This window comes from Shewanella maritima (assembly GCF_043643735.1).
GTDB lineage: Bacteria > Pseudomonadota > Gammaproteobacteria > Enterobacterales > Shewanellaceae > Shewanella > Shewanella maritima_A.
The window spans coordinates 158,943-176,302 of record NZ_JBHZSM010000002.1 but is presented as its reverse complement, the minus strand read 5'-3'; the positions used below and the strand labels follow the sequence as shown (position 1 = coordinate 176,302).

18 protein-coding genes are annotated in these 17,360 nt (G+C 43.2%); 11 read left to right on the top strand and 7 right to left on the bottom strand.

All coding sequences use genetic code 11. From position 1 onward, the window contains the following. Positions 1 to 32: 32 nt before the first annotated feature. The 5 genes from ACHUGF_RS02975 (at position 33) to mutT (ending at position 3,112) form a co-directional block, all read left to right on the top strand. Positions 33 to 959: a prepilin peptidase gene (locus tag ACHUGF_RS02975; protein ID WP_394129294.1), complete on the top strand. Its 927-nt coding sequence runs from the start codon at positions 33 to 35 to the stop codon at positions 957 to 959. Further along, positions 956 to 1,567, top strand: coding sequence for a dephospho-CoA kinase (gene coaE / locus ACHUGF_RS02970; RefSeq protein WP_394129293.1), 612 nt, complete (start codon positions 956 to 958; stop codon positions 1,565 to 1,567). Before ACHUGF_RS02975 ends, coaE begins: the two co-directional genes overlap by 4 nt. Before the next feature lie 100 nt (positions 1,568 to 1,667). Continuing rightward, a complete protein-coding gene (gene zapD, locus ACHUGF_RS02965; protein WP_394129292.1) occupies positions 1,668 to 2,402 on the top strand; it encodes a cell division protein ZapD in 735 nt (244 codons plus the stop codon). A 43-nt stretch (positions 2,403 to 2,445) separates the two neighbouring features. Then, the gene (gene yacG / locus ACHUGF_RS02960; RefSeq protein ID WP_394129291.1) at positions 2,446 to 2,688 is read left to right on the top strand and encodes a DNA gyrase inhibitor YacG; all 243 of its coding nucleotides are present in this window, start codon (positions 2,446 to 2,448) and stop codon (positions 2,686 to 2,688) included. A 25-nt stretch (positions 2,689 to 2,713) separates the two neighbouring features. Continuing rightward, a complete protein-coding gene (gene mutT / locus ACHUGF_RS02955; protein ID WP_394129290.1) occupies positions 2,714 to 3,112 on the top strand; it encodes an 8-oxo-dGTP diphosphatase MutT in 399 nt (132 codons plus the stop codon). A gap of 193 nt (positions 3,113 to 3,305) precedes the next feature. On the opposite strand, the gene leuD is transcribed toward mutT, so the two are convergent. The 5 genes from leuD to recQ form a co-directional block, all read right to left on the bottom strand. Then, positions 3,306 to 3,911, bottom strand: a complete 606-nt coding sequence (leuD, locus tag ACHUGF_RS02950) for a 3-isopropylmalate dehydratase small subunit (protein ID WP_394129289.1) — start codon at positions 3,909 to 3,911, stop codon at positions 3,306 to 3,308. 23 nt (positions 3,912 to 3,934) lie between these two features. Then, a complete protein-coding gene (leuC, locus tag ACHUGF_RS02945) occupies positions 3,935 to 5,350 on the bottom strand; it encodes a 3-isopropylmalate dehydratase large subunit (RefSeq protein ID WP_394129288.1) in 1,416 nt (471 codons plus the stop codon). Continuing rightward, entirely contained in the window at positions 5,350 to 6,444 is a 1,095-nt protein-coding gene (gene leuB / locus ACHUGF_RS02940; protein ID WP_394129287.1) for a 3-isopropylmalate dehydrogenase, read from the bottom strand. The genes leuC and leuB overlap by 1 nt, the downstream gene beginning before the upstream one ends. Further along, entirely contained in the window at positions 6,441 to 8,009 is a 1,569-nt protein-coding gene (gene leuA / locus ACHUGF_RS02935; protein WP_394129286.1) for a 2-isopropylmalate synthase, read from the bottom strand. Before leuA ends, leuB begins: the two co-directional genes overlap by 4 nt. Positions 8,010 to 8,691: 682 nt before the next feature. Continuing rightward, positions 8,692 to 10,518, bottom strand: coding sequence for a DNA helicase RecQ (gene recQ, locus ACHUGF_RS02930; protein WP_394129285.1), 1,827 nt, complete (start codon positions 10,516 to 10,518; stop codon positions 8,692 to 8,694). Positions 10,519 to 10,676: 158 nt separating this feature from the next. Here recQ and ACHUGF_RS02925 point away from each other — a divergent pair, with 158 nt between their 5' ends. Both ACHUGF_RS02925 and rarD read left to right on the top strand, forming a co-directional pair. Then, positions 10,677 to 11,141: a thioesterase family protein gene (locus tag ACHUGF_RS02925; protein WP_394129284.1), complete on the top strand. Its 465-nt coding sequence runs from the start codon at positions 10,677 to 10,679 to the stop codon at positions 11,139 to 11,141. 141 nt (positions 11,142 to 11,282) lie between these two features. After that, the gene (gene rarD, locus ACHUGF_RS02920) at positions 11,283 to 12,221 is read left to right on the top strand and encodes an EamA family transporter RarD (RefSeq protein ID WP_394129283.1); all 939 of its coding nucleotides are present in this window, start codon (positions 11,283 to 11,285) and stop codon (positions 12,219 to 12,221) included. A gap of 66 nt (positions 12,222 to 12,287) precedes the next feature. Here the strand turns inward: rarD and ACHUGF_RS02915 are convergent, their stop codons facing one another. Both ACHUGF_RS02915 and rsmI read right to left on the bottom strand, forming a co-directional pair. Beyond that, a complete protein-coding gene (locus ACHUGF_RS02915; protein ID WP_394129282.1) occupies positions 12,288 to 12,815 on the bottom strand; it encodes a PH domain-containing protein in 528 nt (175 codons plus the stop codon). 177 nt (positions 12,816 to 12,992) lie between these two features. Continuing rightward, on the bottom strand, positions 12,993 to 13,835 hold the full coding sequence (gene rsmI, locus ACHUGF_RS02910; protein WP_394129281.1) for a 16S rRNA (cytidine(1402)-2'-O)-methyltransferase: 843 nt from the start codon (positions 13,833 to 13,835) through the stop codon (positions 12,993 to 12,995). 87 nt (positions 13,836 to 13,922) lie between these two features. On the opposite strand from rsmI, the gene ACHUGF_RS02905 reads away from it, so the two are divergent. The 4 genes from ACHUGF_RS02905 (at position 13,923) to ACHUGF_RS02890 (ending at position 17,299) form a co-directional block, all read left to right on the top strand. Further along, a complete protein-coding gene (locus ACHUGF_RS02905) occupies positions 13,923 to 15,737 on the top strand; it encodes a penicillin-binding protein activator (RefSeq protein WP_394129280.1) in 1,815 nt (604 codons plus the stop codon). Further along, on the top strand, positions 15,734 to 16,060 hold the full coding sequence (locus ACHUGF_RS02900) for a YraN family protein (RefSeq protein WP_394129279.1): 327 nt from the start codon (positions 15,734 to 15,736) through the stop codon (positions 16,058 to 16,060). The genes ACHUGF_RS02905 and ACHUGF_RS02900 overlap by 4 nt, the downstream gene beginning before the upstream one ends. Before the next feature lie 79 nt (positions 16,061 to 16,139). Further along, entirely contained in the window at positions 16,140 to 16,733 is a 594-nt protein-coding gene (locus ACHUGF_RS02895; protein WP_394129278.1) for a phosphoheptose isomerase, read from the top strand. Beyond that, positions 16,730 to 17,299: a BON domain-containing protein gene (locus ACHUGF_RS02890; RefSeq protein ID WP_394129277.1), complete on the top strand. Its 570-nt coding sequence runs from the start codon at positions 16,730 to 16,732 to the stop codon at positions 17,297 to 17,299. Before ACHUGF_RS02895 ends, ACHUGF_RS02890 begins: the two co-directional genes overlap by 4 nt. The last annotated feature ends 61 nt before the right edge of the window (positions 17,300 to 17,360 follow it).

Below are 17,360 nucleotides of genomic sequence, written 5' to 3'. Positions count from 1 at the left end.
GCAATAAGCTGCATTCTTTAAAAAATTATAATATGAACCAATTTATCGATACTTTCTTAAATACTATGAGCCAATCCCCTTGGCTGTTTACTGCAATAACATTCATCTTTGCTGCCACCATTGGCAGCTTTTTGAATGTAGTAATCCACCGCTTACCCGTGATGATGAAGCGTGAGTGGCAAAGTGAATGTAATTTTTACTTAAGTGAATATCACCCCGATATTGTCAAACAAGTGGGCGAAGAGCGCCTGAATAAGCCTATAGATAGCTTCCCAAAAAAATACAACATTGTTGTGCCTACGTCTGCTTGCCCAAAATGTGGCAGCAAGATTAAACCATGGCACAACTTACCTATTTTGGGCTGGCTAATGCTTAAAGGAAAGTGTGCTAATTGCAGTGCTAGTATTTCAGCACGCTACCCTGTTGTTGAATTTATCACGGGTGCACTCATCGCGACGTTAGCGTGGCACTTTGGCCCTACAACTGAGTTTTTATTGGCATCCATTTTAACCTTCGCATTAGTGGCGTTAACAGGTATCGATCTCGATGAAATGCTACTGCCAGATCAAATTACGCTACCAATATTATGGCTTGGATTATTAGTCAATTTGCAGGGTACATTCACCACGCCTCAAGACTCTCTCATTGGCGCAGCGGCAGGTTACTTAAGCTTATGGAGCGTGTTTTGGCTATTTAAGTTGGTTACTGGCAAGGAAGGAATGGGTTATGGCGATTTCAAGCTTATGGCCGTGTTTGGTGCGTGGTTAGGCTGGCAAATGCTACCACTGATCATTTTACTTTCCTCTGCTGTGGGTGCTGTGATTGGGATAGCCATGATTGCCACTAAAAAACTGCATTCAGGTAAGCCTATTCCTTTCGGGCCTTATATTGCTATTGCTGGCTGGGTGGCCATGATATGGGGCGCTGATATCGTTAACTGGTATTTAAGCACGCTATGAGCTCCGCACCATTCATTGTCGGCTTAACTGGCGGCATTGGCAGTGGCAAAACCACTGTAGCCAACTTATTTGCAGGTAAAGGCATTGAGTTAGTTGATGCCGATGTGGTCGCGCGTGATGTCGTAAAGCCGAATACCGAGGGATTAAATGCCATTGCGGCACATTTTGGCAATGCGGTATTAAATGCAGATGGTAGCTTGAATCGCCAAGCATTACGGGGGCGGGTATTCAGCCATGAAAATGAAAGGTTATGGCTCAATAATCTATTGCACCCATTGATCAGAAAAACCATGTTAGAGCATGTACATAATGCCAAAAGTGACTATGTTATTTTGGTTGTACCCTTGCTATTTGAGAACGGGTTAGATAGCTTAGTCAATACGACTTTAGTTGTCGATATTTCAGCCGATTTGCAGAAGCAACGTTCGGCTGCTCGTGATTCAACTTCACAAGCTGAAATCCAAAAAATTATCGATAGCCAAATGAGCCGAGAGCAACGTCTGAGCAAAGCTGATCACATTATTGATAATCAAGGTGATGTATCGTCATTATCCAAGCAAGTTAATGAGTTGCATCAACACTTTTTAAGCTTAGTTCAGCAACGCTAACCAATAGCGTACACTCAAAGCACAACTTTTTGCCGATGAAGTATATCTGCCAATTAAACTAACACGAATAAAAAGACGCTCCCGATAAGAGTACGCAACCATGACTCACTTGATATATGAACAGCCGTTGAATGAGAAAACACGCAATTATTTGCGTTTAGAACATCTCTCGGAAAAAATTGCTCAAGTGACTCAGCAGGATCATCATCATTTTTGTTTTGAGCCTATTTTTGCACTTGCTGAACTAACCGAACGTTGTGACTTCACGTCTGATGTGCTCAAAGATATCGATAAGCAAGTGTTGTTGCTGTCAAAGTGGCATAACCTTCCCCATGTAGACAAACAACAAATTTCTGAACTCATCAGTGAACTGAGCGATGCAAAGCAAGCATTAAATCAATCAGAAAGACTTGGCGCTAAATTAAAACAAGACAAATTCCTGTCAGCACTTAAACACAGATTCAGCATGCCTGGCGCGTGTTGTAATTTCGACTTGCCACAACTGCATTTTTGGTTAGAGCTACCTTGGCCAAAGCGACAATTAGATATTCTCCATTGGGTAAGTGAATTCCAGCCTCTGTTAGGTGCAATTAATCTATTACTGAAACTGTTAAGAGAAACCGCCAAGTTTATTCATGCCACCGCTGAAGCAGGTTTTTACCAAACTAATAGCGATAAAATGCTGTCATTGATTAGAGTAAAGATTGAACCAGATCAGCAGTGCTACCCAACCATCAGTGGCCACCGTAACCGTTTTGCCATTCATTTTGTTGACTTCCACAAGCAAAAGCATACCGATAAACCGATTACTTTCATGCTAGCCACTTGCGAATAAAGACTTTACACTGACACCATTATTTCTAATTGCTAAAACTGTTATGCCTACCATTGTAAATTGCCCTATTTGTAAAAAATCCGTGCCTTGGCAACCTAGTTCAGAATTCAAACCCTTTTGCAGCGAGCGTTGTAAACTCATCGATCTAGGCGACTGGGCTGATGAAAAGCATGCGATTCCTGTGAAGACACCTACTGATCCAGATATGTTCGATGGCCAATGTTTTAACGACATCGATCTCGATGACGCAGGCTTTGGTGAAGGCGACTTCTTCAAACAAGACTAATATTCACCAATACGAAGAGATAACAATGCAAAAGCGTGTACATGTAGCTGTGGGTGTGATTATCGATAATCAACAACAAATCTTACTGGCATTAAGACATGGCCACCTGCATCAAGGCGGTAAATGGGAATTTCCTGGCGGCAAAGTCGAATCAGACGAGACAGTCACTCAAGCACTTGTAAGAGAATTAGCCGAAGAAGTGAATTTACAAGTTGGTAGCTCAATCCCCTTTATGAAAATAAGCCATGATTACCCTGATAAACATGTCTTGTTAGATATCCACTTGGTGACTGACTTTACGGGAGAGGCTAAAGGGATGGAGTCCCAACAAATCGCTTGGGTTAACATCAATGAGCTAGCACAATACGAATTTCCCGAGGCTAACAAGCCGATTCTAGACAAACTTTTACAGCACTACTCATAACATAGAGTAAGCTGTTTTAAGCTAGCAAGTAGGCTTTACGAAATACTGCAAATACCTCGTTGCTAAGATTTTTGGATGAAAGATCATGCTTTTAGCAGATGATAAGTACTCAACACAAGTTAACAAAGTACAGGTTAACAAAGATCAAGAAGACAAAAATGCCCCAGCCATAAAAACTGGGGCATTTTGATTATTAACGGTACCAACTCGGTATCTGGGTTTCGTAGTCGGCAATACTTTGCTCAAACGACAATGTTAAGCCAATTGCATCCAGACCATTAAGTAGTTTGTGTCTGGCTGATTCTGCAATCGTAAAATCAAATGTACTTCCAGAAGGGGATGTAACAGTTAATGCTGATAAATCGACATTAATTTCTGCACCTTCTTCTGCAGCCACCTCATCGATTAACAGCTGAACCTGCTCAGCTGTCAGTTTTACCGGCAACAAACCATTATTGATGGCATTGCCGTAGAAAATATCAGCAAAGCTTGGGGCAATGATTGCCCTCAAACCAAAGTCCTGCAGTGCCCATGGCGCATGTTCTCGACTTGAGCCACAGCCAAAATTCTCTTGCGCCAATAAAATAGACGCACCTTGGTATCGCGCTTGGTTTAAGCTAAATTCAGGGTTGTTTTGCTCACCAGCATCATCTAAATAACGCCAATCATGAAACAAATGTACCCCAAACCCATCTCGAGTCACTTTTGATAAAAACTGTTTCGGTATAATTTGGTCGGTATCGATATTGGCACTATCAATGGCAACCGCTAAGCCGGTATGCGTAGTAAAAGCTTGCATAGGTTTCTCCTGTTAGGTTGCAATTAATAGGGTTGACGAATATCGACAAAGTGACCCGCAATCGCCGCAGCAGCAGCCATAGCAGGGCTGACGAGGTGTGTACGACTGCCACGTCCCTGACGCCCTTCAAAATTACGATTACTGGTTGATGCACAGCGATCGCCTTCTTCCAAGCGGTCATCATTCATCGCTAAACACATTGAACAGCCTGGTAAACGCCATTCAAAGCCTGCCTCAAGGAAGATTTTATCTAGCCCTTCAGCTTCAGCTTGTAATTTAACTTGTCCAGAACCAGGCACCACGATAGCACTCACACCTTCAGCAACTTTACGCCCTTTTGCATGATGTGCTGCAGCGCGTAAGTCTTCGATTCGCGAATTAGTACATGAGCCGATAAACACCTTATTAATGGCAATATCAGTCATTTTAGTGCCTGCAGTCAGGCCGATATACTCAAGCGCCTTTTGCATGCTGGTTTTAACGGTTTGATTGGTCTCTTGTTGCGGGTCTGGTACAACAGTGTCGATAGCGGTCACTTGTCCAGGGTTAGTTCCCCAGGTTAATTGTGGCGCGATATCTTTTGCATGCAATACAACCTCAGCGTCAAAACTAGCACCGGCATCGGTAGATAGCTTTTGCCAAGCAGCAACGGCATGCAACCAATCTCCACCTTTTGGCGCAAACTCACGACCTTGTAAGTAATCAAATGTCGTCTGGTCAGGCGCGACCATACCCGCCTTAGCACCCATCTCGATGGCCATGTTGCATAAAGTCATGCGTCCTTCCATGCTTAATGCTTCAATCGCTTCACCACAAAATTCAACAACATAGCCAGTACCGCCATCCATACCCAAGTGTCCAATAATGGCCAGTACGATATCTTTAGCTGTTATACCGGGCGCCACTTGACCACGAACTTCTACCTTCATGGTTTTCGCTTTCAGTTGGCGTAGTGTCTGAGTCGCAAGTACATGTTCAACTTCTGAGGTGCCAATACCAAAAGCCAAAGCACCAAATGCGCCATGCGTAGCGGTATGGGAGTCGCCACATACAATCACACTGCCCGGTAAAGTAATACCTAGCTCAGGCCCCATTACATGCACAATACCTTGATTTGGATGATGGATATCATATAAACGAATGCCAGACTCTTTACAGTTTTGCGCCAAGGTTTCGACTTGCGTTCGTGCCATTGGGCTTAATGCATCTAGGCTAGCGCTACGTGTAGACGTATTATGATCCATTGTGGCAAAGGTTTTTTCGGGCGCACGTAATTGACGCCCCGCGACCTTAAGACCACTAAAGGCTTGAGGTGATGTCACTTCATGGACTAAATGTCGATCCACATAAATAATAGGCGCTTCGTTTTCGGGCGTTGCTACCACATGCGCATCCCATACTTTTTCGTACAAGGTTTTTGGATTGCCAGTTGTTGACATTACACGCCCTCCTTGACTACTTGAGCAATATAATCGCCCATTTCAGCTGTCGTTTTAGCATGTTCGCGCTTATCAGCATCGACTAACTCGCCCGTTAAATAACCATTAGCTAAGGCTTTACCAACGGCTCGTTCAATGGCACTGGCAGCCGCTTCTTGTTTCAAGCTGTGACGCAGTAATAAAGCTGCAGATAAGATTTGTGCTACTGGATTTGCGATGCCTTTACCCGCAATATCAGGCGCACTACCACCAGCAGGCTCGTACATACCAAAGCCATCACTATTTAAGCTGGCAGAAGAGAGTAACCCCATTGAGCCCGTTAACATCGCCACTTCATCTGAAATAATGTCACCGAATAGGTTTGAGCAAAGCATGACATCAAACTCATTTGGCCGGCGTAATAACTGCATTGTCGCGTTATCAATGTAGATATGTTCAAGCTCAACATCTGGATAGTCTTTAGCCACAGACTCAACCACTTCACGCCATAGCACTGAACATGCCAACACATTGGCTTTATCTACAGAAGTCACCTTTTTACGACGACCTTGAGCTGCTTCAAATGCAATACGACTAATGCGTTCAATTTCTCTGCGGCTATAACGCATGGTGTCAAACGCTTCTTCATCAGCGCCTTCACCTTGTCTGCCTTTAGGCTTACCAAAATAAATGCCACCAGTGAGCTCTCGCACGCACAACACATCAAAACCACGGCTTGAAATATCACTGCGAAGCGGTGACATATGCTCTAAACCAGCATGCAGCTTGGCTGGGCGAAGATTACAAAACAAATCAAAATGACCACGAAGCGGCAATAACGCACCACGTTCAGGTTGATCATTGGGGGCAAGATGTTCCCACTTAGGACCGCCTACACTGCCAAATAAAATCGCATCGGCTGCTTCACAGCCTTTCAATGTCGCATCAGGAAGCGGGCAACCATGATTATCAATGGCAATACCACCGACATCGTATTCGGTGTACTCAATATTTAGCTCAAAGCGTTTCTCAACTTCAACCAGAACCTTGCGTGCTTCAGCCATCACTTCTGGGCCAATGCCATCTCCGGCTAATACTGCTATTTGATAACTCATACGCCAACTAGCTCCCTATCTTTATGAATTTGTTGTTTATAATCGGCTACCTTGTCCGCACGGTAAGTCAGGTTCATCACATGTACTAAAGCTTGCGCTGATGACTCAACCACGTCCGTTGCTAGGCCCACACCATGGAAATTTTGCTGGTTATAACTGGCCGTGATGTCAACTTGCCCTAACGCATTTTGCCCTTCACCTTTAGCTGCCAATTGGTAATTTGTAATGTTAATGTCACGACCCGTCGCACGTTCAATCGCATTATAGGCTGCATCAACAGGGCCATTACCTGTTGCGGCCTCTGTGATTTGTTTATCGCCGACGGTAATTTTTACTGTTGCAGTCGCCACGCCTTCATTAGAATCAGAATGCACCATCAAGTGCTGCAATTGATAATGATCATCATCTTGTGACTGTGACTCCATAAATACTAAAGCTTCAAGATCATAGTCAAACACCTGACCTTTTTTATCAGCCAATTTCAAGAACTGCTCATACAAACTATCCATGTCGTAATCTTCAGGCTTATAGCCCATTTCTTCCATGCGATGCTTTATCACATGGCGACCACTACGCGATGTCATATTTAGGTTGTTTCGATTTAAACCTATGCTTTCTGGCGTCATAATTTCATAGGTGTTCTTCGCTTTTAGCATGCCATCTTGATGAATACCTGAGGAGTGTGAGAAAGCATTGCTGCCCACTACTGCTTTATTGGCTTGAATAGGCATATTACATAGCTGGCTAACTAAAGAAGATGTGCGGTGAATTTCCTTAGCGTTAATGCCACACTCAAAATCTAAAAGGCCTTTACGAGTATTCAAAATCATGGCGATTTCTTCTAAAGAACAGTTGCCTGCTCGTTCACCAATACCATTAATCGTACATTCAATTTGTCGCGCACCTTGCTCAACAGCGGCAATGGAATTAGCAACTGATAAACCTAAATCATCATGGCAATGTACTGAAATTACCGCTTGATCGATATTGGGTACGCGGTTGAATAAAGTTTGAATAATACCGCCAAATTCACTCGGCACCGTGTAACCTACTGTGTCTGGGATATTAATGGTGCGTGCCCCAGCCTTAATAGCTTCTTCAACCATACGACATAAATTATCTATCGGTGTACGGCCTGCATCTTCACAAGAGAACTCAACATCGTCAGTAAATTTACGTGCGTATTTTACTGCCCCTACCGCCATGTCTAGCACGTCATCAAAACTACGCTTTAGTTTACTCTCAACATGGATAGTGGAAGTTGAGATGAACGTGTGAATGCGAAATTGCTCAGCAACAGATAAAGCCTGTGCAGCAGCATCAATATCCTTTTCAAGGGCACGAGAAAGACCACATACACGACTGTTCTTGATAGATTTTGCAATGGTTTGTACAGACTCAAAGTCCCCCGGTGAAGACACGGGAAAACCCACTTCCATGACATCAACACCTAAACGCTCTAGAGCGAATGCGATTTGTAGCTTTTCTTTCACAGTTAGGCTCGCCGCCAATGCCTGCTCACCATCCCGTAAGGTGGTATCGAAAATAATTACTTGATTAGACATTACTTTTCTCCGTGAAGCTTAAGCTCAAATAAACACAGCCTTTTGCATAAATATTTAAAATTCAAAAGGACAAATAAAAAACCCCGCGGCATAGTGCGCGGGGTTTGTGGTTGCTCTAATAGTTACTTAGTGTGCAGCACAAAGGACTCCGCGCATCGAGTGCGTAAGAGAATAAGGAGCCCGAGAAGTTGCTTTGAAACATTCATATTAATTAAATAACTATTCTTACTAAAATCTGTTGATGGTTAATATTTATCTTGCCAGCGCCTTTATGTCAACCTAATTTTACTGAACATGAGTAATTTAAATAGCCAGATAACTTGCCAAGATTACAATTTAACGATAAAGCATCAGCTTCTGGCTAAAATTGCCGCTTCAATTTGGCTTAATCAAGACACAATATCTCAAGTTAATGAATAAGAAAGCCTTCAGTCTCCCTCTGAATTGCAATAGACAAAACGGTCAGTTGTCTGAATGCGATAACCAATTTTTATTGAAATAAGAAATAAGAATTAAGAATTAAGAGATAAGAGATAAGAAACGAAAAACAAAGCGGATGCTACATAAGCTGGTAATTGAATATGCGCAAATAAGTGGTTAAAACCGACGACTAGGAAAGAGTCACAGAAATAAAAATCACCACGCCATCACAACTTAGCCCTTAGCCCTTAGCCCTTAGCCCTTAGCCCTTAGTTAAGTAATCGCTGATTTCATCTAAGAACTCACCGCCAAACCTGTCCAGTTTAATTTGTCCAACACCGTTGACGGCCAGCATTTCACCAGGGCTAGTTGGGGTCATTGCGGCCATTTCTGCTAAGGTCGCATCATTGAACACCAGATAAGGTGGAATATCATGCTCTTCTGCAATCTCACGGCGCAGTAATTTAAGCCGAGCGAATAACTTACGATCATATTGCTGAGGTGCGCGACTGTGTCGCGGCTTTACAGTCGCAATTAAGGCAATACGAGGCTCAGCTAACATTAATGCCAACTCAGACTTTAATATTGGCCTTGCCGCTGGGTTTAAAGTTAATGATGAACCTCGAGTAATATCTTGGCTAGCTAAACCTAAATGAATTAATTGACGAGTCACACTCAACCAATGTTCGGCAGACTTATCTTTACCTATGCCCCAAGTTGACAGTTTATCATGGCCTCTTTCAACCACATTGGTCGCTTTTGAGCCTCTTAAGACATCAATCACATGGTTAATGCCAAAGTGCTGCTTCAAGCGAAACACACAAGATAATACCTTTTGTGCATCTTCGGTGCCGTTATATCGCTTGGGAGGGTCAAGGCAAATATCACAGTTGCCACATGGTTCAGACGCACTTTCATCAAAATAGTGTAATAGCACTTGGCGACGACACGTTTGCGCTTCGGCAAAGGCTGCCATACTGTGCAGTTTATGAAACTCTACTTGCTGCTGTGGCCCTGGTTCAGATTGCTCAATAAGATGCTTTACTCGGCCAATATCGGCAGGGTCAAACAACATATATGCTTCAGCTTCTAGACCATCACGACCTGCACGGCCTGTTTCTTGATAATAGGCCTCAATGCTTTTGGGGATATCATAATGCACCACAAAGCGTACATTGGATTTATTAATGCCCATACCAAATGCAACGGTGGCTACCACTATGTCGATTTGATCTTTCAAGAATTGATCTTGAACTTGCGCCCTTTCTTCTTGGCTACGCCCTGCATGATAAGCTTCCGCTTTAAAGCCTTGTAACCTGAGCCTTTGGGCCACATCATCCACACGGCGGCGGCTACTGCAATACACAATTCCACTATTGCCATTCTGCGCCATTAAAAACTGCCTCAGCTGATTAGCTGCATTGAGTTTCTCAGCAACAGTGTAGCGAATATTGGGCCTATCAAAACTAGAAAGCAAAGTGTACGGTTGGATGTGCAAACGCTCACAAATACTCAAGCGTGTGGCATTGTCTGCTGTCGCGGTAAGCGCCATCAGTGGAATGTGAGGGTATTGCTGCTTCAACTTACCTAACGCTGCATATTCAGGGCGAAAGTCATGGCCCCACTGGCTAATACAATGGGCTTCATCAATGGCAAACATGGACACATGTAAATGTGTTAACCGCTCTTGGAAATCAAAACTCAACAGTTTTTCTGGTGAAATATAAAGTAATTTGATTTCACCGCTATGCAAACGCCTTAGTACTTGCAATGCTTCTTCTCTTGGAAGAGAAGAATTGATATAAGCGGCTTGTACCCCTGTTTGCAATAAGCTATCTACTTGGTCTTTCATTAATGAAATCAACGGTGACACAACAATCGTGACACCAGGCAACAATAATGCTGGGAGTTGATAGCACATACTCTTACCACCACCCGTGGGCATAATGACCAAGGTATCTTGCCCCACCAAAGTACGGTCAATGACATCCCTTTGGCCTTCGCGAAAGTCACGATAACCAAATACATGCTGCAGCGTAGTGGCAACCGTATCTTGTTCAGCAATAGCAGTGTTAACTTCAGCAGTCACAGTGGGAAGGCAAACCTATGTCAGTAGATGATGGTATTAGCGAGCTATTCTAAATCAGCTAGTCGGTGATGTCTTGGGATAATAGTTAAACACTTGTTTGAAATATGACCAAGTAATCGCTAAGTTAGTATCAACTCCCTATTTCGATTGGATAGTTCATGACGAATCAAATACACACAACGGCACTGCAACAGGTCGCTGATATCTTTGACCAGCGGGTTCCATTCCATAATTTATTGGGGCTAGAAATCAAGCGCTATGACACTGATGGTGTGGAAGTGGTGATAAATATGAAACCTGAGCTGGTTGGCAACATACATCAGAATATTCTTCACGGCGGTGTTACAGCAACATTGTTAGATGTGGTCGGTGGCTTAACTGCATTTGCTGGGCTTGTTTCTAGTAAACAAGATTGGACGATTGAACAGCTGCAAAATAGATTAACTACGCTGGGGACAATCGATTTACGTGTAGATTATTTACGCCCTGGACGCGGCGAAACCTTTACAGGTACAGGCAGCGTGATCCGCGCAGGTAACCGTGTATCCGTTTGTAGAATGGAACTGCATAACGAACAAGGCACACACATTGCCTTTGGAACGGGTACCTACATGGTAGGTTAGTCGACTAGCGAGTTTACGTTAACGACAGTTCACTTATTCAGACTAATAAAATCCAATTTTCACTATTGCACATGTTTCTCTTGTGTAACGCTATCGTGCGCCCTACAATCCCTCATCCTTGTTTCGCCCCATGAGTTTGCCATGCCTGATACCGAGTACCGTAAAGGAATTATTCTCGCCATTTGTGCCTACTGTTTTTGGGGCGTGGCACCGCTTTACTTCAAGCTACTAACTCATATTCCTGCCACAGATATTTTAGTGCACAGGGTTATTTGGTCATTTTTGTTCATGATCATCTTGATGAAGTTTGTGGGAGGGTTTGGGCGCTTCAAGCAATTACTAAAGCAACCCAAGCAATTATGGGTATTGCTCGCAACGTCAATTCTGATTGCCGTTAACTGGCTAATTTTTATCTGGTCGGTCAATAACGACCAAATGCTGGATGCCAGTCTAGGTTACTTTATTAACCCCCTGTTTAATGTACTGCTGGGTATGATGTTTCTGTCTGAGAAGCTACGTAAACTGCAATGGTGCGCTGTTGGTCTTGCTGCAATAGGGGTGATGGTGCAGTTAATTTCTTTTGGCTCTTTGCCGATTATCTCACTGTCATTAGCCGCAACTTTCGGTTTTTACGGTTTGCTGCGTAAAAAAGTAAACATCGATGCGAAAACAGGCTTGCTGGTTGAAACTGCCATTTTATTACCGGTCGCGCTTGGCTACCTAGCTTTTACGTTTGATGTAAATGGCACAGCCAACATGCTCAATAATTCCACTAATTTAAATCTACTCTTGTTAGCTGCCGGCATAGTGACTACGATTCCTTTACTGTGTTTTTCAGGTGCTGCTATCCGTATTCCACTATCCACATTGGGTTTTTTCCAATACATCGGTCCTAGTATCATGTTTGTGTTAGCAATAACCTTATACGATGAAGCCTTTGATATTGAAAAAGGCCTCACCTTTGGCTTTATTTGGTGCGCGCTGGTGATCTTTGTTGCTGATATGCTGTTACAACGTCAAAATAAGAAGCGCCAAAATAAAAAGCTTCAAAGTAAGAAACCACAGGCAACGATTTCATAATTTAAAAGCCAATCAACAATGGCTTCATAAACAGTTGCCCTTAGACAATTTCCTCAGCAACTATTGCTAGCTGCCATCAACCGACAACGCCTGTAATTGTTCAAGTAATAACTTAGGCTGCTGAACACTCACTATGATGGTATAACCTTGTGTGGTTGGTATCATCACCCCATGCTGCATATTAGCACTAGACATTAACGCCTTATCGCCATTTTTCAATTTGAACCACCCAAGTAAATAACCCGGCAATCCCATTCCATTTTGACGCCACTTGGGAGACAACTCAGGGTCATTGGCATTATAAAAGCTAACCTGTTGAAACTGAATTTCAGATAACGACAATGTTTGTTTATAGAGGGGGATATCGACTATCAATTGATCCGGGGTCAAAATGATTTTTGCATCGTTAGCGCGATATAGCACATAACTAAAGACACCAATCACAGCAATCACAATACCTAAACCGGCATATTTGGCGTTGCTCGGCATAGGTTTGAGCCAAAGCATGACACAAATCAACACCAAAGTGACCAGTATGGCCGCCAGAGCAAGTGATGCATTACTTGGAATACCCATTAATAAAAACTGTTGCAAACTGACTCCAAGAATCGTTATGAAATGATTAACTTATCATATATAAGCAAGATTTAACTTCAAGCGAGAACCACAGGATAGTAATTCACAAAAGCAATCAGATAAGAATTGCAGACAAGCAAAGGTTTACGGGGGGAATTTAGGGCTGCCACTTTATGCAGCCCAATCAGAGTGAGGTTATAAACCTTCTGCTAAGCCATATTTATACAAGGCGTTTTTTTTCAATCCATGGATTTGTGCAGCTAAGGCTGCGGCTTTCTTCAGCGGTAATTCTTGCACTAAAATAGTGAGTGTTTTTATCGCTTCAGGCGATATTTCACTGGCTTGCTCAGCACGATAACCATGACACATCAACACGATTTCGCCGCGTTGCTGATTGGGATCATCTTGCACCGTTTTCAATACTTCAGTAGCAGTGCCCGATAAAAATGTCTCAAAGGTTTTCGTTAACTCACGTGCCATCACGACTTGTCGCTGCTCACCCAATACAGTAACGATTGACGTCAGGCTATGTACGATTCGGTGAGGTGATTCATAAAAAATCAAAGTGCGAGGGTCTTCAACCAATTCAGTCAGTTTATCGATACGCCCTTTTTCCTTTGCAGGTAAAAAACCTTCAAACGAAAATCGATCTGACGGTAAACCAGATGCACTTAGCGCTGTAATCGCAGCACAAGCCCCCGGTAAAGGGATCACTCTATGGCCAGCTTGACGTACATGATTAACGAGGTGATAACCTGGATCTGAAATGAGGGGCGTACCAGCATCTGAAATGAGTGCGACGGAAAGACCTTGTTCCAATTGAGACACAATCCATTGAGCTCTATCTCGTTCATTGTGATCATGTAAAGCCGTTTTGCGGGTTTCAACCCCAAAGTGGCTGAGTAATTTGCCACTGTGACGCGTGTCTTCACAGGCAATGAGATTAACTTGGTTCAATACCTCGATAGCTCTGGTGCTGATATCATCTAAATTGCCGATTGGTGTCGGCACAATGTAAAGAGCGGTGGTATGCTCCATAACTACCTCATATTCATTGACCTGAGACTTTAACCAAGTCCAAGAGCAGGTTAAACTATTGCCAGTATATTAACAGAGTGAAGACCTGTGTTGAAAAGACTGACCACAACAAAATTTGTCGGAGCATTGCTATTATCAGCGTTTTTAGCTGGTTGTGCGACGCAAACCGATCACGCTACCACAACCATTGACACATCAATGGAAACGGTAAAGCATTCCGCGAAAGTGTACGTTAATGAGGCGCAAAACACCCAAGACACAGGTAAACAGCAGCGCTATTTGCTTTTAGCCGCTCATGCATACATCAATGAGGGGAACTATGATGCGGCAAATAAAGTACTTCGCTCATTAAAGCTGGGCAATGATAGCAGTTTATTGGCACAACAACGCTTTTTAAGTGCAATTGTTACTGAAAAAACAACATCGGTTTCTGCTGCGATTAAGCAGCTCAATTATCCCAGTCAATGGCAGCTACCTCGTTGGCAAATGGCCAATTACTATCAATACAAAGCCAACCTTTATCAGCGTAATAATCAACCGATAGATCAGGCAAGACAGCTAAGCTTTTTAAGCCAGTATGTCTCAAAAGATGAGGCTGTATTGGTTAATGATGATATTTGGAACATGCTGCAACCGCTCCATGAAGAAACACTGCGCGTGTTTATGAATGACAAGTCTAACCCAATATTCTCTGGCTGGTTACAACTGGCTTATATTGCCAAACACTATGCTGTAACGCCAAGTCAGTTGGTCAGCTACCTTGGGCAGTGGCAACAACAAAACCCAAGTCACCCAGCGGCTATCCAGTTACCAACGGATTTAGAACAAGCATTGAATGCCAGACCTTTTAACCCACAGACAGTAGCAGTATTACTGCCTTTATCAGGTAATAGAGCAACAGTTGCTGAACCCATTAAACAAGGCATCATGGCGAGCTATTTGTCGCAGCAAACCCAGTTCGACTTACAGTTCTTTGATACTGAAAAAGGCATTGCTGCAGCATACCAACAAGCTGAACAAGCGGAAGTAGACTTTATTATTGGGCCGTTATTTGCCCAAGATGTTGAGACGCTTCACCAGCTCCAAGCTGAACAAACTAATCACATTCCGCAACTGTTTTTGAATCAAGTGGATAAATTTGAGGTTAACCCAAACCAATTTTACTTCTCGCTTTCACCAGCACAAGAAGCAAGTGATGCGGCTTTTAAAATGTTCAATGATGGCGTGAAGCAGCCACTTATCTTTGCCAGTAATAACAGTATTGGCAAACGTATGGCTGAAAGCTTTATTGAAGCTTGGACAGAGTTAGCTGAAACAGACGTTGAAGTTCACTACTACGATTCAGGCGATCAAATGCGTGTTACGGTAAAACAAGCATTAGGCGTGTCAGAAAGTGAAGCCCGTATTCAGCGCATAAAAGAGCTCATTGGTAACAACACAGAAGCGGATTTTCGATCTCGCCAAGATATTGATGCTATTTATATGGTGTCAGGTGCACAGGACTTAATTTTGCTTAAGCCCTTTTTAGATGTGAACTTTAGTGTTTTTTCGAAGCCTATAGCTTTGTATACTAGCAGCAGAGGACGTGTCAGCACGCGTGATGGTCAAGCAACGCCTGAACTCAATGGCACCATGATGAGTGACATACCTTGGTTAATGCAATCAAGTAACGAAACCAGAATGGTAAACCAGCTGTGGCATACTTGGAGCAACAGTAAAAAACGCCTGTTCGTCATGGGTTTTGATTCAGTTGAACTGATAAACCGTTTAGCGCAAATGCGCGCTTTCCCAGGCTACCAATTTAACGGTAGAAGTGGCGTACTGACTGTCAATCCGCAAGGGGTTATCGACAGGCAACTGTCTTGGGGAAAATATGTAAGCGGTAATTTGCGCCCATTATGATGCAAGGTGATCGTGCTGAAGCTTTGGCAAAAGAGTATCTGATAAAACAGGGGCTGACATTTGTCGAAGCGAATGTACGTTACTCTTTTGGAGAAATAGATTTAATCATGCGTGAACAGCAAACACTGATATTTGTAGAAGTGAAGTACAGAGCATCAGAACAGTTTGGTGGCGCAATAAACGCGCTTAGCAAAGCGCAAATACAACGAATTAGAAAGGCTGCGAGCCATTATTTACAGATAAACAATATCTCACCAGCATGTCGGTTTGATTTAATGGCAATATCGCCGAGTCAAACGCAATGGATTACGGGATGTTTTTAGTTTATTCACATTGTGTGATGCTAGCGCTTTAGTCACATTTTGTGCACAACACCATTTCTTTATAGGTAAGGATAATTAGATGTTAGATCGTATTAAAGACAGTTTCACAGAGTCAATTCAAACCAAAATTGATGCGGCTGAAGCATTGCCAGAGTCAATTGAAAAAGCTGCTGAAATGATGGTGCAATGTCTACTTGGCGGTAACAAAATCCTTTCATGTGGTAACGGTGGTAGTGCGGGTGACGCACAACACTTCTCAGCGGAATTACTAAACCGATATGAAATCGAACGCCCACCATTACCTGCTATCGCATTAAGCTGCGATACTTCAACTATCACAGCGATTGCAAATGATTACAGCTATGATGAAATTTATTCTAAGCAGATTCTTGCACTAGGCCAGCCTGGTGATATTTTGCTTGCCATTTCAACCAGTGGTAACTCTGGTAACGTAATCAAAGCGATGGAAGCTGCGCTTAGCCGCGATATGACAATTGTTGCACTGACAGGTAAAGATGGCGGCGCCATGGCCGGCTTAATGAGCGCAGGCGATGTCGAAGTACGTGTGCCATCAAATGTGACTGCACGTATTCAAGAAGTGCACTTGCTCGTGATCCACTGTTTATGCGACAACATTGATCGCACCCTGTTCCCTCAGGACGAGCAAGCATGATAAAAGCGTTTGCAGTGATAGCCTTGGCGTTACTGCTGCAAGGCTGTGCTGGTGTAGTTATGGTTGGGGCTGTCGGCGGCGCAAAAATGGTCAATGACGAGCGTAGCATGTCGACACAATTAAGTGACACCAATGCCGATTTTGAAATCATCAATGCTTTATCACAACATGAGGATATTAAGCAGCAGACTAATATCACTGGTGTCGTGATGAATAATAATGTGTTGATGATCGGTCAGTCTCCAAGTTCTGTACTACGTGATAAAGCAGTTAATGTGGTGCAAGAGCTCAACATTGGAGGCAAGCTTCATAACCAAATACGAATTGGTAACCCGACCTCATTTACCACTCGAAGCAATGACACTTGGATCACCACTAAGGTCAAAACGCGAATGCTCAATAATAAAGAGCTTGATGTCACTCGTATTAAAGTTGTCACCGAAAATGGTGAGGTATTTTTACTCGGATTGGTTTCTCAACAGCAGGCAGACCTTGCTGTAGATGTTGCAAGAAACACCTCTGGGGTAAGGCGAGTGATTAAGGTATTTGAGTATATTGAGAGCTAGAAGATATGGCTATATACACTCATCTGAGTAATAAAAAACCAGCATAAGTGCTGGTTTTTTT

Bases quoted from the DNA above. Each gene is read 5' to 3' on its own strand.
- ACHUGF_RS02975 (WP_394129294.1), top strand. From the start codon at position 33: ATGAACCAATTTATCGATACTTTCTTAAATACTATGAGCCAATCCCCT.
- coaE (WP_394129293.1), top strand. From the start codon at position 956: ATGAGCTCCGCACCATTCATTGTCGGCTTAACTGGCGGCATTGGCAGT.
- zapD (WP_394129292.1), top strand. From the start codon at position 1,668: ATGACTCACTTGATATATGAACAGCCGTTGAATGAGAAAACACGCAAT.
- yacG (WP_394129291.1), top strand. From the start codon at position 2,446: ATGCCTACCATTGTAAATTGCCCTATTTGTAAAAAATCCGTGCCTTGG.
- mutT (WP_394129290.1), top strand. From the start codon at position 2,714: ATGCAAAAGCGTGTACATGTAGCTGTGGGTGTGATTATCGATAATCAA.
- leuD (WP_394129289.1), bottom strand. From the start codon at position 3,911: ATGCAAGCTTTTACTACGCATACCGGCTTAGCGGTTGCCATTGATAGT.
- leuC (WP_394129288.1), bottom strand. From the start codon at position 5,350: ATGTCAACAACTGGCAATCCAAAAACCTTGTACGAAAAAGTATGGGAT.
- leuB (WP_394129287.1), bottom strand. From the start codon at position 6,444: ATGAGTTATCAAATAGCAGTATTAGCCGGAGATGGCATTGGCCCAGAA.
- leuA (WP_394129286.1), bottom strand. From the start codon at position 8,009: ATGTCTAATCAAGTAATTATTTTCGATACCACCTTACGGGATGGTGAG.
- ACHUGF_RS02925 (WP_394129284.1), top strand. From the start codon at position 10,677: ATGACGAATCAAATACACACAACGGCACTGCAACAGGTCGCTGATATC.
- rarD (WP_394129283.1), top strand. From the start codon at position 11,283: ATGCCTGATACCGAGTACCGTAAAGGAATTATTCTCGCCATTTGTGCC.
- rsmI (WP_394129281.1), bottom strand. From the start codon at position 13,835: ATGGAGCATACCACCGCTCTTTACATTGTGCCGACACCAATCGGCAAT.
- ACHUGF_RS02900 (WP_394129279.1), top strand. From the start codon at position 15,734: ATGATGCAAGGTGATCGTGCTGAAGCTTTGGCAAAAGAGTATCTGATA.
- ACHUGF_RS02895 (WP_394129278.1), top strand. From the start codon at position 16,140: ATGTTAGATCGTATTAAAGACAGTTTCACAGAGTCAATTCAAACCAAA.
- ACHUGF_RS02890 (WP_394129277.1), top strand. From the start codon at position 16,730: ATGATAAAAGCGTTTGCAGTGATAGCCTTGGCGTTACTGCTGCAAGGC.